This is a genomic window from Providencia alcalifaciens DSM 30120 (assembly GCF_000173415.1).
Taxonomy (GTDB): domain Bacteria; phylum Pseudomonadota; class Gammaproteobacteria; order Enterobacterales; family Enterobacteriaceae; genus Providencia; species Providencia alcalifaciens.
In genome coordinates this window covers 186,108-201,450 of sequence record NZ_ABXW01000014.1, presented here as the reverse complement: position 1 = coordinate 201,450, position 15,343 = coordinate 186,108, and the positions used below count along the sequence as shown (strand labels likewise).

At 39.6% G+C, this 15,343-nt stretch carries 16 protein-coding genes and 1 tRNA gene; 8 read left to right on the top strand and 9 right to left on the bottom strand.

The features are described from left to right. The first annotated feature begins 93 nt into the window (after positions 1-93). From PROVALCAL_RS04150 to PROVALCAL_RS04140, 3 genes are all read left to right on the top strand, one after another. A complete protein-coding gene (locus PROVALCAL_RS04150; protein WP_006657866.1) occupies positions 94-1,194 on the top strand; it encodes an alkene reductase in 1,101 nt (366 codons plus the stop codon). 68 nt (positions 1,195-1,262) lie between these two features. After that, on the top strand, positions 1,263-2,210 hold the full coding sequence (locus PROVALCAL_RS04145; protein ID WP_006657865.1) for an alcohol dehydrogenase catalytic domain-containing protein: 948 nt from the start codon (positions 1,263-1,265) through the stop codon (positions 2,208-2,210). 203 nt (positions 2,211-2,413) lie between these two features. Further along, the gene (locus tag PROVALCAL_RS04140) at positions 2,414-3,313 is read left to right on the top strand and encodes a LysR substrate-binding domain-containing protein (protein ID WP_006657864.1); all 900 of its coding nucleotides are present in this window, start codon (positions 2,414-2,416) and stop codon (positions 3,311-3,313) included. A gap of 26 nt (positions 3,314-3,339) precedes the next feature. On the opposite strand, the gene dkgB is transcribed toward PROVALCAL_RS04140, so the two are convergent. Beyond that, positions 3,340-4,143: a 2,5-didehydrogluconate reductase DkgB gene (gene dkgB, locus PROVALCAL_RS04135; protein WP_036965217.1), complete on the bottom strand. Its 804-nt coding sequence runs from the start codon at positions 4,141-4,143 to the stop codon at positions 3,340-3,342. Between the two features lie 452 nt (positions 4,144-4,595). On the opposite strand from dkgB, the gene PROVALCAL_RS04130 reads away from it, so the two are divergent. Continuing rightward, positions 4,596-5,489: a hypothetical protein gene (locus tag PROVALCAL_RS04130; RefSeq protein ID WP_006657862.1), complete on the top strand. Its 894-nt coding sequence runs from the start codon at positions 4,596-4,598 to the stop codon at positions 5,487-5,489. Positions 5,490-5,680: 191 nt separating this feature from the next. Here the strand turns inward: PROVALCAL_RS04130 and PROVALCAL_RS04125 are convergent, their stop codons facing one another. The 4 genes from PROVALCAL_RS04125 to PROVALCAL_RS04110 form a co-directional block, all read right to left on the bottom strand. After that, on the bottom strand, positions 5,681-5,938 hold the full coding sequence (locus PROVALCAL_RS04125) for a hypothetical protein (RefSeq protein WP_006662104.1): 258 nt from the start codon (positions 5,936-5,938) through the stop codon (positions 5,681-5,683). 394 nt (positions 5,939-6,332) lie between these two features. Further along, positions 6,333-6,695 carry a DUF1622 domain-containing protein gene (locus PROVALCAL_RS04120; protein WP_006657860.1) on the bottom strand — a complete coding sequence of 121 codons (363 nt, stop codon included), beginning with the start codon at positions 6,693-6,695 and terminating at the stop codon, positions 6,333-6,335. Between the two features lie 316 nt (positions 6,696-7,011). Next, the gene (locus PROVALCAL_RS04115; protein WP_006657859.1) at positions 7,012-7,443 is read right to left on the bottom strand and encodes a hypothetical protein; all 432 of its coding nucleotides are present in this window, start codon (positions 7,441-7,443) and stop codon (positions 7,012-7,014) included. 247 nt (positions 7,444-7,690) lie between these two features. Further along, positions 7,691-7,778 (bottom strand) — tRNA-Ser (locus PROVALCAL_RS04110). 194 nt (positions 7,779-7,972) lie between these two features. Here PROVALCAL_RS04110 and PROVALCAL_RS04105 point away from each other — a divergent pair. Then, positions 7,973-8,302, top strand: coding sequence for a TusE/DsrC/DsvC family sulfur relay protein (locus PROVALCAL_RS04105; protein WP_006657858.1), 330 nt, complete (start codon positions 7,973-7,975; stop codon positions 8,300-8,302). A gap of 3 nt (positions 8,303-8,305) precedes the next feature. Here the strand turns inward: PROVALCAL_RS04105 and PROVALCAL_RS04100 are convergent, their stop codons facing one another. Further along, positions 8,306-8,584: an acylphosphatase gene (locus tag PROVALCAL_RS04100; RefSeq protein WP_036960421.1), complete on the bottom strand. Its 279-nt coding sequence runs from the start codon at positions 8,582-8,584 to the stop codon at positions 8,306-8,308. A 218-nt stretch (positions 8,585-8,802) separates the two neighbouring features. Between PROVALCAL_RS04100 and hspQ the strand changes: the two genes are divergently transcribed. Further along, positions 8,803-9,123 (top strand): heat shock protein HspQ, encoded by a 321-nt coding sequence (gene hspQ / locus PROVALCAL_RS04095; protein ID WP_006657855.1) that lies wholly within the window; start codon positions 8,803-8,805, stop codon positions 9,121-9,123. 75 nt (positions 9,124-9,198) lie between these two features. On the opposite strand, the gene PROVALCAL_RS04090 is transcribed toward hspQ, so the two are convergent. Then, positions 9,199-9,612, bottom strand: coding sequence for a CoA-binding protein (locus PROVALCAL_RS04090; protein ID WP_006657854.1), 414 nt, complete (start codon positions 9,610-9,612; stop codon positions 9,199-9,201). Positions 9,613-9,724: 112 nt separating this feature from the next. On the opposite strand from PROVALCAL_RS04090, the gene PROVALCAL_RS04085 reads away from it, so the two are divergent. Beyond that, positions 9,725-10,183: a methylglyoxal synthase gene (locus PROVALCAL_RS04085; RefSeq protein ID WP_006657853.1), complete on the top strand. Its 459-nt coding sequence runs from the start codon at positions 9,725-9,727 to the stop codon at positions 10,181-10,183. A 65-nt stretch (positions 10,184-10,248) separates the two neighbouring features. On the opposite strand, the gene helD is transcribed toward PROVALCAL_RS04085, so the two are convergent. Continuing rightward, a complete protein-coding gene (gene helD, locus PROVALCAL_RS04080; protein WP_039861578.1) occupies positions 10,249-12,303 on the bottom strand; it encodes a DNA helicase IV in 2,055 nt (684 codons plus the stop codon). Positions 12,304-12,426: 123 nt separating this feature from the next. Between helD and yccS the strand changes: the two genes are divergently transcribed. Continuing rightward, on the top strand, positions 12,427-14,577 hold the full coding sequence (gene yccS / locus PROVALCAL_RS04075) for a YccS family putative transporter (protein ID WP_131657913.1): 2,151 nt from the start codon (positions 12,427-12,429) through the stop codon (positions 14,575-14,577). Between the two features lie 74 nt (positions 14,578-14,651). Here yccS and PROVALCAL_RS04070 read toward each other — a convergent pair whose 3' ends face one another. Beyond that, entirely contained in the window at positions 14,652-15,254 is a 603-nt protein-coding gene (locus PROVALCAL_RS04070) for a TfoX/Sxy family DNA transformation protein (RefSeq protein WP_006657850.1), read from the bottom strand. Positions 15,255-15,343: the final 89 nt, after the last annotated feature.

Below are 15,343 nucleotides of genomic sequence, written 5' to 3'. Positions count from 1 at the left end.
TTACATCTGCAATTGATTATATTTTTGTCATGTAGTGATGAATTAATCACGTTTTAAGACAGATTAACAAGAGATAAATACGGGAGCAGAATCATGTTATTTGAGCATTATAACTTACGTGGCTTACCATTAAAAAACCGCATTGTTATGCCACCAATGACTCGTTCACGAGCCGGTAAAGACGATATCGCCACTGAAATGATGGCTGAATATTATGCTCAGCGTGCCAGTGCTGGGCTAATCATTAGCGAAGGTACTCAAATTAGTCGCCAAGGGCAAGGCTATGCTTGGACGCCAGGTATCTACACGCAAGCACAGATTGCTGGTTGGAAAAAAGTCACCGATGCCGTTCATCAAGCGGACGGTAAAATCTTCGCACAGCTTTGGCACGTTGGGCGCGTTTCCCACACCATTTTACAACCTGATAATGCCGCCCCTGTTTCCTCATCCGCTATTCAAGCTAAAGGGGTTAAAGTCTTTGTGGATACTGAAGGTCGTGGACCTGAAGATGGCGTTGGAGAGATGGTTCAACACTCCATGCCTCGCGCCCTTGAAACAGCAGAAATTGCAGGCATTGTTCAAGACTATGTTCAAGCTGCTCGTAATGCAATCGAAGCCGGTTTTGATGGTATCGAATTACACGCTGCGAATGGTTATTTAATCAATCAGTTTATTGATTCACGAGAAAATCAACGCGATGACGAATACGGTGGTTCATTGCAAAACAGATTGCGTTTTCTGCGTGAAGTGGCACAAGGCGTCTCCGATGCTATTGGTAGTGAAAAAGTGGGCGTTCGTTTAGCACCATTGACCACGCTGATGGGCTCTGAAGATGCGACACCAGAAGCAACTTATCTTGCCGCTGCCGCCGTCTTAAATGAGATAGGTGTTGCCTACATTCATATCGCCGAAGCCGATTGGGAAGATGCGCCAGTGATGCCAATGGCCTTTAAAGAAGCATTGCGTATTGTTTTCCACGGCACAATGATTTACTCAGGGCAATATACTGTAGAGCGTGCAGAGCAAGCATTAGCATCAGGTTCAGCTGATTTGATAGGGTTTGGGCGTCCATTTATTGCCAATCCAGATTTACCTTATCGATTAGAACATAACCTTCCGCTGAATGAACCAATAAGAGAATTGTTCTTTGGTGGTGGTGCTGCGGGTTATATCGATTACCCGACAGCCAAATAAGTGACTCACAATAGCCTCTGTTCATCAAACAGGGGCTTTTTATTATTTCCAATATAAATCAGAATATTATGATAAAAAGCATAGAATACGATAGCTGGCAATATGATGCCTCTCAGCATTCCGTTATCCAACGTACCTCGATAACAAGAGAATTAGCGGATAATGAGATCTTAATACAAAATGCTGCAGCAGGCATAAACCCCGTTGACTACAAATTTATCCAGAGTAACCCTCTCAACTGGGCTTCGGGGCATATCCCAGGCGTTGATGGAGCCGGTATTATTGTGTCTGTTGGACATAATGTAGCGCCTGAGCTGATTAGCTGCCGAGTTTGCTACCATGCCCCTTTGTTAAAACCCGGTAGTTTTGCCCAATATACCATCCTCAATTCCAATAGTGTGATGATGATACCGGAAGAAATGTCATTTTCATTAGCGGCAGCGGTGCCATGCCCATTACTCACGGCCTGGCAATCCGCTGAAAAAGTTCCCGTGAATAGCGGAGAAAGCGTATTAGTTTCAGGGCTTGGTGCGGTTAATCAATTTCTGGTGCAGATCCTGCGACAACGAGGTTTCCTTGTCGATGTTATCTCTGCGAGTGCCACACAAGACACCGCGGCAAAACTCGGAATTAACCAAATATTTAAGCAACATTCGAAGGTTGATAAAACCTATTTTGCTATCTTTGATGCCACGGGTCCCGAATATGCTTCTTTATTAGTTCCGCACCTCAAAGCGAATGGACATATTGTGTCTATATTAGGTCGAATTGAATCGCCTGTTGATCCTGCATTTACAACCGCCATTTCTTATCACGAAGTTGCCCTGGCAGCCATTCATCAGTTTGGCGAACCACTTGCAATAACACAATTAATGCTGGCAGGAGAAGCATTAATCAAACAAATAATGACGGGCGACTTAATATGTCCTATTCCCGATACGTTTTCATCAGAGCAACTTCCTCAAGCGCTATTACACAGTGAAAACGCTCACATTAAAACGGTAGTGACCTTTTAATACCTTGTCGTTTTACTTTCTATTGTTTTACTTGTTGTTAGATTCGATAAAACAACGCATCCAACGTACACCATCAAACGTATACGTTGGTTTTTTCGACAAGCACACCCTCACTGTATTATCATCCCTCTCGAAATACGCATTTTTTATTGATCATATGAGCTGGCACGCGTTAAGCACCTCAGATCTGAAAGGAACTTTGAATGAAGGCTACATCTGACGAAGCACATGTATTTATTGAAGTCGTTGAACAAAAAAGTTTCACAAAAGCCGCGGATAAGCTAAATATCGCCAACTCTGCGGTCAGCCGAACGGTCAAAAAGCTGGAAGAGAAATTGGGCGTCAATTTACTCAAACGAACAACTCGACAAATTGATCTTACTGCGGAAGGTGAACTGTATTTTCAACGAATGAAAAATGTGTTGCAGGAAATGCAAACCATTGAGGATGAACTCCTTGATACACAAAGCTCGCCAAAAGGATTATTGCGTATTGATGCAGCAACGCCAGTCACTTTGCATCTCCTTATTCCGTTTGTTGCTATTTTTCGGCAGCAATATCCCAACATTGAATTATCACTCGTCTCTTCTGAGACATTTGTTAATTTGATTGAACGTAAAGTGGATATTGCAATCAGGGCTGGACAGTTAGCAGACTCAAGTTTGCGTGCCCGCCCCTTATTTAATAGTTACCGTAAAATAGTGGCCTCACCCCGATATATTGAAACAGCCGAAAAAATCACGTCTGTAGCCGATTTACGCCACCATACTTGCCTAACATTTACAGAGCCAACGTCACTCAATACTTGGCCAGTTAACACCGAAAATGGGCTATTAATTGATGTTGCTGATGGAATATCATCAAACAGTGGCGAAACATTATTGCAATTGTGTGTTAATGGCGAAGGAATTGCCTGTTTGTCTGACTTTATGGTGAACGAAGGGATTAAACGTGGAGAATTGATTGAATTATTGCCTGATGAGATTCTGCCTATTCCATTGCCATTTCATGCTGTCTATTACAGCGATAAGGTTGTCAGCCAACGAACTCGCGCTTTTATTGACTGCCTGACGACCTATTTAGACCAGATTGGAAAGCCATGATTATGGCTTTCCAACGGGAATAATCGTTAATCCCACTTAGGCGCTAAGCCTTCAGGGCTCACGAGACGATCATTGCAATCCAGTTTTGCAATTGCATCACGATCTTCTTGGTCAAGCTGTAATTCTATGGCTTTTAGGTTACTGATTAAATTTTCACGCTTGGTTGATGATGGGATCACAGAGTAACCTTCACCCATCGCCCATGACAGAATGACCTGAGCGGGAGTTGCGTTATGTTTTTGAGCAATAGACTGGATAACGTCATCTTTTAATGCCTTGCCGTAAGCCAGTGTCATATAAGATGTAATATGGATACCTAATTCTTTTGCTCGCTCAACCACTTTGCGGTTTTGCAGATAAGGTGATAATTCGATTTGGTTGGTGGCAATATTTTCCGCACCAACAACTGCGACCGCTTCTTCCATCAATGGAATGGTAAAGTTTGATACACCAATTTCACGAGTTAAACCTTGTTTTTTCGCTTCTAATAACGCAAGCATAAACTCTTCAACAGAAACCGCATCATTTGGAGATGGCCAGTGGACCAATGTTAAATCGACATAATCTGTCTGTAAGTCGCTCAGGCTTTTTTTCAGGCTTGGAATCAGATTATCTTTGCTTAAATTCTCAATCCAAATTTTGGTTGTAATATAGAGTTTATCGCGTGCAATACCACTTTCAGCAATTGCCTGCCCAACAGCAGCTTCGTTTTCATAGATTTGAGCCGTATCAACCGCACGATACCCAACATCTAATGCATTTTTTACTGACGCAATCACAACATCATCTTTTAAACGAAACGTACCAACACCCATCATAGGAACAGTCATTGTGTTATCTCTCTTAAGTTTATTCATATTAACTATCAGAACTAATCATGTTCTTGATAACTTGATGTTAAAAAGAATAGGACATTAGGACTATTTTAAAAATAGTCATTCGCTCAATAATCTTTTGCTTAAAAGTCAATAATGAAGCTAACCAGTTGATTTATATATCAACATAACCGTAAACAGAAAAACACCCTGCAAATTAATCTCGAGGAACAGGAAATCATGCCGGCAATCTATAACATTGATAATAAATAATTATCATAGCTATGTTGAGTTTAATTTGTTTTACTGCAAGTTAATGTAATATAGCACTAGCGCGTTTCTTGACTATCTCAATTTATTCGCCGTTATTATTTTGTTTTTTCAATGAAGAGTTACAATAACAACTTGAAAATCAAATGAAAAATAAAAAACTTGTTATTTTACTGTTCACTTAAGGGGCATGACTAATGAATTTATTATCTTCTAGACAATTACTTTTGCTTTGTATCATTTTTACAAGTAGTGCTTATAGTGATGAAAACTTAAATTCAGGTTACGCAAAACTGCTCGCGCTTTCGTTAACCGATGACATTAGTGCTTCCCAACTGAATTCTGACGGATTTAACTATGAAAAATATTCTTTACCCTATGAATTCAAAAACCTTTATGTAAAAGATGATTATTCCTTTTCTATGCAATTAAAAGGTAATTACCTCAAAGTTAAATCTTCTCTCGTCAATGTGGATTCTGTCGGTAGCCTACGTGCTCGGTGGGATATTTTTAGTATCTCGGCAGCACCCAAAGTTACCTACCAAATAAATGAAAGATTTAGCGTAGAAAACGAGCTTGAATTCGGTTATGCAAATATGAGTAATAAATCCTCATTTCATGGTAGTCAGCAAATGAGAGAAATATTACGTGATGAAGGTCTATTAGATTGGGATCTCAACTCATTTCACGTAACACCTAAAGTTGGACTAAAAAACACCAATAAACTGGACAATAATGATGAAATAAATATATACGGACATTTGGCATATATGTTTGCGAACGGTTTTAAAAATGAAAAACAACTTAACGTCAATAGCAGTACAGGTACATGGTCTATTGGTGGTGAATACGTCATGACTGACCTAATCCACTTAAATGGCAGGAATTTCAGTCTAGTCTTATCGAATGACATCGGTGGGTTCTATGGAAATAACTATAGAGAGCTATCATTCGGCTTTATTAATAATACTTCGCTAGCATTAGAAACTCCCATGAATATTTATGGCAGCAAAGTAAAAGTACAAGCTGGAATCGGCTATTTATCAAGCGATAATGCTCATGGGATAGCATTAACACTCGGCATTAGATAAGTGCTCAATTTCCATAATATGGCTTAAGCCGTGCAATATGACACGATGCTTGATTCAGTGATAAAACAAAAACAGTGCTAGAGGGTCATTTTATCAAGAACAACCGCAGTGCTGTAAAATATCAATACTATGAAATTGGAATCAAAAATACTGTTTGATAATCATAAAGAATATAGTATTCATATTTTTAGCTATTTATGATTAATTCTAAATTGGCGATTATTAAACCGACGATCTAAGTTTTTTTCAATTAACGAAATACTATTATTTTCGGTATCTTCTCTCATTGATTCAATATCACCATTATCTTGTATTTTATTTTTTTTCAGTAAATACTCGATTTTCGTGCTCTGATATCCGCCACTCATATCGAGTGTTTGAGCGAGTACTGAGGCGCTAGTAAGCAATGCTATCACGATAAATAGTTTTGAAAATAACCGTTTTTTCATCATATTCTCCTTAAATTAGAATCTAGTTTTAACCTATTCAACTGTCAAAAAGTAGTGCATTAAGGTAATGATTTGGAAAAAATTGTATATTTATAGGATTTTCTTCAATTAAAAACTATTTATTTATTAACAGGTTAAATTAAAGTGATGATTGCTAAATAGGGTATTGATAATCCATACTCAAAAAATTGTGAGTGACGACTTTACTCATAAGAATAATTAAGCATGATTAATACCAAAATCATGAAAGGGCTGGCATTCAGTATTGACTATTTAAAGTAAGCCATCGTACAAGGTGAAAGTTCACTCTTTGAGCCTTGTACAATCACTTAAATTTATATTTTCGCTACTGCATAACAAATAAACTCGCCACATTAACATCCATCATATCAGGCTATTGATGCTTACTTGTTTTTCCCTTCGATTCTTCAACTAAAGGGTTGTGCTCTAGCTCTTTGGCAAGAAAGTAATTTAAGAACGTTCTAATCACAGCGATAATTGCCAGCTTAATGAGACTATCTAAATCAGGATCAACGGTCGTGAGTAAAATATCCGCTGCAAGTTGAAATTCTAAAGCCATTGCCAGCCAGTTACCGAAATAAAAACGAGCAACTCTGCCATTCTTAACTGTAATTAGAATATACAGTGTTTTCACCAGCCCTATAGCAACGCACGTTGCTGATATTGCCTCAAGAAAAAGCTGTAAATAATTAACACTTGAGATTAACAGCTCACGTAACACAATCAGATCTGGCATTACATCCCCCTAAAAATGTATTTTGACGCACTGATACAATACGCATTCACTTAGCCAATAAGCGTATAACTCTGGATACATTCAAGTTTATCTTTCATCTACCTACTTGAAACTCAAGCTCTATTTAACCAGGCTAGTCATCAGAATAAAGCGGTTATAACGAGACACATTCGGCATAGAAACATGGCGAGGATCTTCCAGATAAGCTGGATTAAACAAAAAAAATTTAGCACATTATGAATGTACTCATGGGCGATCTTAACTGATTAACTCGCCCACATTAAACCTGAAATAGATTATAAATAATAACGGTTAATCACCACATTGGATCGCATTCAAAATCACTAAACGTTTTCTTGTGGTTTTTAGGTGAAGATGTGAATTTGCCTACTGGTTTGTTATTTACGTATACTTCAAATGTTGATGTTTTTTTTATCGCATCAGTAAAACTCACCCATGCATTGGCACCATTCCTCGTCGTTGTGTTTTCAGGTATGTAGTATGCTTCATCATCAATTAGAAATGATATATCCCCAGTTAACTGTTGACCATCATGATAAACTGACACTCCGTTATCAAATCCCTCTCCCGCGCCAACATTGCATGCAATGATGACGGCATCATTAGATTCGTTGGTGAGGCTGTATTCGGAATAGCCTTGGGCAAAGCTACTTGACCATATATTAGGCACTGCCCATGACGCTGTTGAAAACCCCAAGATTACCCCAGCTATTAATATTTTTTTCATGTATTTCTCCAATTTTTTTTTAAGTATACTTTATCGGAATGACTCTTATTCTTAGAGAAATCACATATTTAAACAATAATTCTCCTAATGAGGTACTCACCAATACTTAATTTATATACAAAAACGGTGCAATAGGTTTTAGACGTGTAGAAAAATATCAGTAGACGTTGAGATAATAGGATTTTATTGACGAATTTGAATTTACTTGGGATTGGAATATTTTGGAGGACGTTACTAGAAGTGAAGATGGCGGAGGAGGAGAGATTCGAACTCTCGGATGGTTTCCCATCGGCGGTTTTCAAGACCGCTGCCTTCAGCCGCTCGGCCACCCCTCCGCAATGACGAGCACTATAATCATCTGCGCTTTCAATGTAAACCCCTAATTTGTTCGTTCGCTTTAAAAATAAGCGCACATGAGTTCAATGGATGAAATTATCAACATTTTTTCCTAACCTCGCAGGGTTTACTTGGGTTATTGCTGTTTTTTTGCTAAATTTGCGGTCTACTTTTGTTTGGATAGAAATTAAGTATGTTGGTTTTTAATAATCAAGAAATTGAAACAGATGCACAAGGCTACCTACTTGATAGCCAACAATGGAGTGAAGATCTTATTCCTTTGCTAGCTGAGCAAGAAGAGATTGAAATCACTGATGAGCATCTCGAAATTATCCGTTTCGTTCGCGCATTCTATTTAGAATTTAATACCTCACCCGCGATCCGAATGCTGGTTAAAGCCGTTTCTCAGCAGTTTGGCGAAGAAAAAGGTAACAGCCGCTACTTATATCGACTGTTTCCAAAAGGACCTGCCAAGCAAGCAACAAAACTTGCAGGTCTTCCTAAACCAGTAAAATGTATTTAATCACTAATAGCGGACCGAAAAATCCGCTATTGGATCTGTATGCCAGTTTTCACTAAAATAATGATCAATTTTCGCACCTGGCGGACCGCCGGCTTTTAACCATTCGTCTACAAATTGAATGTCCTGCTCGGAACCATAAATAGCCAGTTTCACGCTACCATCATCCCGATTATAAACGAATCCTTTTATCCCATTCTGATTCGCCCAATGATACGTTTGGTAACGAAACCCAACACCTTGAACTCGTCCATAAATATAGAAATAACGACCTGTTGCTGCCATATAAGCCTCCGATGTCATGACTTAATTAATTAAAACCCTCTGGCACAGTTGTTTTTTATTCATTCAGCAGATAATCTGATTATTGAGGCACTGCTTTTCGTTATGACTTCAAAGACAGTGTATTGCGTTATAAGTAATTGTCCAAACATTGGCTTGAAAACGCACAGCACTGCCCACATGTAGTTTACAGTACAAGCAAGGCTTTTAAGGAGGTCGCTATGATGATCACCAGTAAATATGGCATCGGGCAACAAGTCAGACATAAACTTCTCGGCTACCTCGGGGTAGTTGTTGATGTTGATCCTGAATACTCACTCGAACAACCACATGATGATGACATTGCATCCAACAGTACATTACGCGATCTGCCTTGGTATCATGTTGTCATGGAAGATGACAATGGGGAAGCGGTTCATACTTATCTAGCAGAAGCACAAATTACTTATGAGATGACTGATGACCATCCGGAACAACCATCTATGGATGAGTTAGCAGAATCTATAAGATCCCAATTGCAAGCTCCGCGTCTACGTAACTGATCATGAACGCAATCCAGTAAAGCAGCCCACCAGCTGCTTTATTTTTTTACGTCCCTTTTTCTACAACGCCAACACTTATTTTTCTAAACCTAGCGCAGGAATATCTTGTTTTGGGCATCTATCCATGACAAATTGCAGCCCAGCATCCGTCGCGATTTTTTTCGCTTCTTCGCTAATCACCCCTTTTTGTAGCCATAAAACTTTGGCTTTAATGGCTACTGCTTCATGAGCAACACCGACAGCAGCTTCTGAGTTTCTAAAAACATCAACCATATCAACAGACAGGGGGATATCTTTCAGCTGAGCATAAACTTGTTGTCCCAATAATATTTGCCCAGCTAACTTAGGGCTAACAGGAATAACCTGATACCCTTGGTGAAGAAGATACTCCATGACCTCATAACTTGGACGGTCTGTACGATCACTTGCACCAACAAGAGCGATTGTCTTTACACCCTTTAAAATTTCAGCAATTTCTTGATCTCTCATCAAAATATCTCCTAAACCAGTAAACTATTCATATACATTATGATATATGTTGTACCTGTTTGTTCACTCAATTTTTAAGATGCGTGACACTTATCTTGTTTAAGGGAAACTCATGGAATCCACCACTCGTAAAATCTCAGCTTCAAAGAACATTGCTTTAGTTGCCCATGACCACTGCAAATCATCGCTGCTCGGTTGGGTAAGCAAAAATAAAGTAAAATTAAGTTCACATAAATTATTTGCGACTGGCACTACCGGAAGTTTAGTGAGTAAAGAAACGGGCTTACCTGTTACTGGCATGTTGAGTGGTCCAATGGGCGGGGACCAACAGATTGGTTCAATGATTGCAGAGCAGAAAATCGACCTACTCATTTTCTTTTGGGACCCACTCAATGCGGTACCTCATGATCCTGATGTAAAAGCGCTTTTGCGTCTCGCTACTGTGTGGAATATTCCAGTTGCAACGAATCCAGCGACCGCTGATTTTCTGATCACGTCTCCTTACTTTGACGAGGAAATTGATATTGTGATCCCTGACTATCAAAGTTATTTAAATAAACGCACCAGTTAATCTGCAAAGAACATAAAAAAAACCTGCGCTATTCATCTCATAACGCAGGTTTTTTAGCATCACGCTTATGGTTTTTTCTGGCGAGGAACGCCCATCTGCCGCAACTCCCCAACAAATTCTGAAGGGTTATCTGGATTATAGAGCAGCCATACCTGCTGTTTCGCACGCGTGAGTGCAACATAAAATAATCGACGCTCTTCAGCATGCTCGAATTGTTCAGGCTGAGGAAGTAGCGCATCCTCAATGATTGACTCTCTTGCCGGCGCGGGAAACCCTTCTTTTCCCCCATTTAGACCACAAATAATAACATGGTCTGCTTGCTGACCTTTTGACGCATGCATCGTCATAAATTGAATATTAAGCTTCGGCCAACGAGTGGCGGCTTTATTCAAAATCTCAGGCTTTAAATAATGATAACGCGCTAAAATTAGGATGTTTTCATCCTCTAAAACATAGCCGCTCATTTTATCCAGCAAGCGTTCCAATGCATCTTCATACAATAGAACAACTGATTTTTTATTACCTTTAATTAAGCTATTCAGAGGTTTATCTAGCTGACTAGGATTCTGTAAAACAAAACGATTAGCTATATCGCCTATACGCTCATTAAATCGATATGTTGTATCTAATGCGCATAAATCTCCGTCACCAAAATGCGTTTTAAATGCAGTTGTTAGACCCAATTCAGCACCACTAAAGCGATAAATAGCCTGCCAATCATCCCCAACCGCAAATAAACATGTCTGTTTATTCTGCTGACGTAATGCCTGCAATAACCTAGCACGCAGTGGCGAAATGTCTTGAAATTCATCCACCAAAATATGCTTCCAAGGACTTATAAAGCGCCCTTTTTCAATGATATTGACAGCTTGATGAATCAACCCTGAGAAATCAATCGCGCCCTCATCTTTTAATGCGTTTTTCCATACTTTTAATAGTGGTGCCATCAATCGAATGCGCTTTTGGAATCGATCTCGAATTTCTTCTGGTGTATTTTCAACCATCTCTTTTTGGCTGCCGCCATGCGAGCGAATTAAACTTAACCATCGCTCTAATCGAATCACGACTTTACGACTAATTTTTTCATCATTCCAATATTCACCATCTGGAATATCCCAAAGGAGCTCGTCAGAAAGCCACTCTCGCCACCCTTTTGCCTGCGCCTTTTTACTCGAGCATTGTTCACGCCACTCCGTTAATAAAAGTGACTGACGTTTTTCAGCGTTGGATTCTAATTCACTAATCACTGGTGACTTATTGCTACCCTCTCGGATAATCTGCAATGCAAGAGCATGGAATGTCTTCGCCTCAATCTCTTGCTGCTGTAACCGAGATTGAATACGCTCATTCATTTCTGCAGCGGCTTTACGTCCAAACGCCAATAGCAATATCTGCTCAGGCTTCGCGAGCTCTCTTAATAACAGCCATCCCGCCCTTGCGACTAATACAGATGTTTTTCCGCTTCCCGCTCCAGCTAACACTAAAACATTATCCTCACCATTAATGACAGATAAAGATTGAGAATAATTTAATGGAGAAGATTCTATATTTTGGAAAAAATCGTGATAACGACTTAAAACTGACTGGCACCAATTTTGATTATTTAGATTTCGGCACTGCTCACTATCATGTAGCCATTGGCAGCACAATTGATATTGTGTCGCACAATTTTCAAATAAGGGGATTCGCGCTAATGGTAAAGGAAGCGATGAAAATTGCTGAGTGATTTTTTCCTTAATGGCGTGAAGGCTACGTAAGCTTAACCAAGCATCTTGTTGAGTTTGTTGTAAAATTGACTGAGCTAATGACGTCAAGACTTGAGCGCTAACCTCACTCATTTCTACGCTCCATTGCTGCCATTTTTCATTTAAAAAATGGTAGAAACGCTGAGTTTGTTTCCACTCCGTGCCATGTAAGCGAACAACTTGCTCCTCTAAAATCTCAAACTCTAACTCTCCCCAAACGATCCCTCGTTTGCAGCGAATATCAATTAATTCATTGAATGGAATAAGATATTGATGGTTTTCACCACTAACTTCAATGCCTGCATTAAGTAAGCGAACCCGATTATAGGGATGCTGAGCCAGGCGCTGTCCAATCTGTGTCGATTTCAGTTCCATACGTTCTGCACCTGTGTAAATCATTCGTGAAGATAATCAAAGCATAATTGCTAATAGTTTTTTATTCTACGTAAACACGTTATTCTATGTAGATAAGGATTTGTCTTACCACTGAGGTATTTTGTGCTAACGCTGCTAACCAGTTATCGCCGTGTGCTATATAACAGCCATATTTTATATTATATCCGAATCTTAATTGCGCTGACAGGCACAACCTTGGTCCCATGGATTTTAGGCTTAGAGCCAAAAGTGACAATCCCCTTAACATTGGGTGTTGTTGCTGCCGCACTGACCGACTTAGATGACAGATTGGTGGGCAGAATAAAAAATTTAATTATTACTTTACTCTGTTTTTTAATTGCCTCCGTCTCTATTGAGCTACTTTTTCCCTACCCAGTATTATTCTTTTTTGGGTTAGCTATCTCAACCTGCGGGTTTATTTTGCTTGGGGCCTTAGGACAACGTTATGCTACCATCGCTTTTGGCGCCCTACTTATCGCAATTTACACCATGCTTGGTGTCCCTATTTTTGATACTTGGTACATACAGCCTGCACTTTTATTAACGGGGGCAATTTGGTACAACATTCTCACGCTAATCGGGCATATCCTTTTCCCTGTACGCCCACTGCAAGATGCCATTTCACAATGTTATCAGCAACTTGCCGCCTATCTCGACGCAAAAGCCAACTTGTTTGACCCTGATCTCGAAGATGATTATCAGCAATCAATCTATGACTTAGCACTCGTTAACAGCACGTTAGTCAGCACGATGAATCAAGCAAAGATAGCCTTGCTCAGCAGATTGAAAGGTGACCGAGGACAGCGAGGTACGCGCAATACATTGCAGTATTACTTCGTTGCCCAAGATATTCATGAACGAGCAAGTTCGTCTCACATTCAATATCAACATCTTAGCCGCCGCTTACGCCACTGCGATATTTTATTTCGCTTTCAGCGCCTGTTAACCATGCAAGCGCGAGCTTGCCAACAAGTGGCTCAATCTGTGATATGGCGTAAACAATATCAGCACAACCCTCATTTTGAACGAACATTCGCCTATATTGAAAGCTCCTTGCATCTGTTACAACAACAGTCGCCTGAATTACACGAGATTAAAGCATTACGAAATTTACTGAAAAACCTGAAAGGTATTGATGTTCAATTGAAAAGCTTGAGTTTGAATCAAGCTACAGGGCAACAAAATAATAAGCAAATTGAACAGTTAGCAGATGAGTCAATTTCAGGTCTTCGCGATATATTTACGCGCTTCAAACACCATTTGACGCCTAAATCTGCCCTCTTTCGTCATGCGGTCAGAATGTCTGTTTTGCTCTGCACTGGCTACCTGATTATTCAACTATTTGATTTAGAAAGAGGCTATTGGATCCTACTGACCAGCTTATTTGTTTGCCAACCCAACTATAATGCCACTAAGCGCCGCCTTGCACTGCGAATTATTGGTACCCTATTAGGGATTGCGATTGGCTTACCACTACTTAATATCGTGCCATCTATTGAAGGGCAGCTCGCCTTAGTCGTGGTCACTGGATTGCTATTTTTCATGTTCCGTAGCAGCCAATACGCTCAAGCCACACTATTTATTACATTACTTGTGCTTTTTTGCTTCAATTTACTGGGTGAAGGGTTTGAGGTCGCCTTGCCTCGAATCATCGATACCTTAATTGGTTGCTTCATTGCACTGCTTGCCGTTAGTTTCATTTGGCCTGACTGGAAGTTTCGACAATTACCCCAAGTGATTCAAAAAACGATGGATAGTAACTGCCGTTACTTAGACGCTATTTTACAACAGTATTATCAAGGCAAAGATAATAGTTTGGAGTACCGTATTGCGAGGCGAGATGCTCACAACTCTGATGCAGAGTTTGCCTCCGTTGTCTCAAATATGGCTTCTGATCCTAAGTCATACCAAATTACACAAGAACAGGCATTCCGTTTATTGTGTCTGAACCATACATTACTGGGTTATATTTCAGCGCTCGGTGCCCACCGAGAAAAAATGCAAAACGATGCAAACTTAACATTATTAAACGATGCGATTTGCTACATCGAATCATCCATTCAAGTCACATCGTTAGATCCAGCAATTATTGATGAAAAATCAGAGCGATTAAGAGTCAGTTTACTCCAACGCATTGACCACGCCTCCAGTGATGACGATGAAAAAACAGTTTTAATCATGGAGCAAACTAAGTTACTGATCGAATTAATTCCTGAGATAAAATCAATGATTAAACAAATCAGTTTGTCATAAAATAAACTGATGAGCGGGCATTAAAACTAACCAGTAGTCAATGCCCGCAATTATCTTCATAGGTAAACTGAAAATCAGTTCACGCTGTTAAACCAGTTAATCAACTCTTGCCGGGTTTGAGAAGGTAATACTTCACTGTGACAACCTTCGATTGCCGCAGCCAATCCAATCAATTGCTTGACACTTGGTCTTTGCTTACCGTGCTGTTTTAACTTCAAAAAACACGCTTTAGCGCCAATCAATGCCAGCTCCTCGGCATGGAAAATGCCAATTTTACCTAATGCTCTTTCCATTGCCATATTCATATTAGGCAAATCTTTAATACGAACAGCCGCCGATTCTTTTTGTTGGTTTTCCTCTATCGCCGAACGGTAAGCAAGCTCGATAATATGACTCAATATTGATGAATCACACCAAACATCTTCAGGGAGTCGATAATATCGCATCTCTAAAGGTATACCCCTTTTACTGTAGACCAACCGTTCGAATCCCACAGATTCAAAGTAACTGCGAGAAAACAGACACCCTCGTACATAAAACTGGTCATCCAATACCAATCCAACAAGTGCACTATCAATACACAAACAATATCCACCAAAATGGTTCTTCTTTTTTAGTACCCCAAATTTGCTCAAAATTTGTTGCAAAAGGGAACTTCTTTCGTTTTGTAATGACACTTTTTCATCTCCTTATGAATAAAAAAAGTACTATCGTCCTTGAAGCCTAAACAATTAAAAACAATTGTTTTTACATATAATTATGTTTA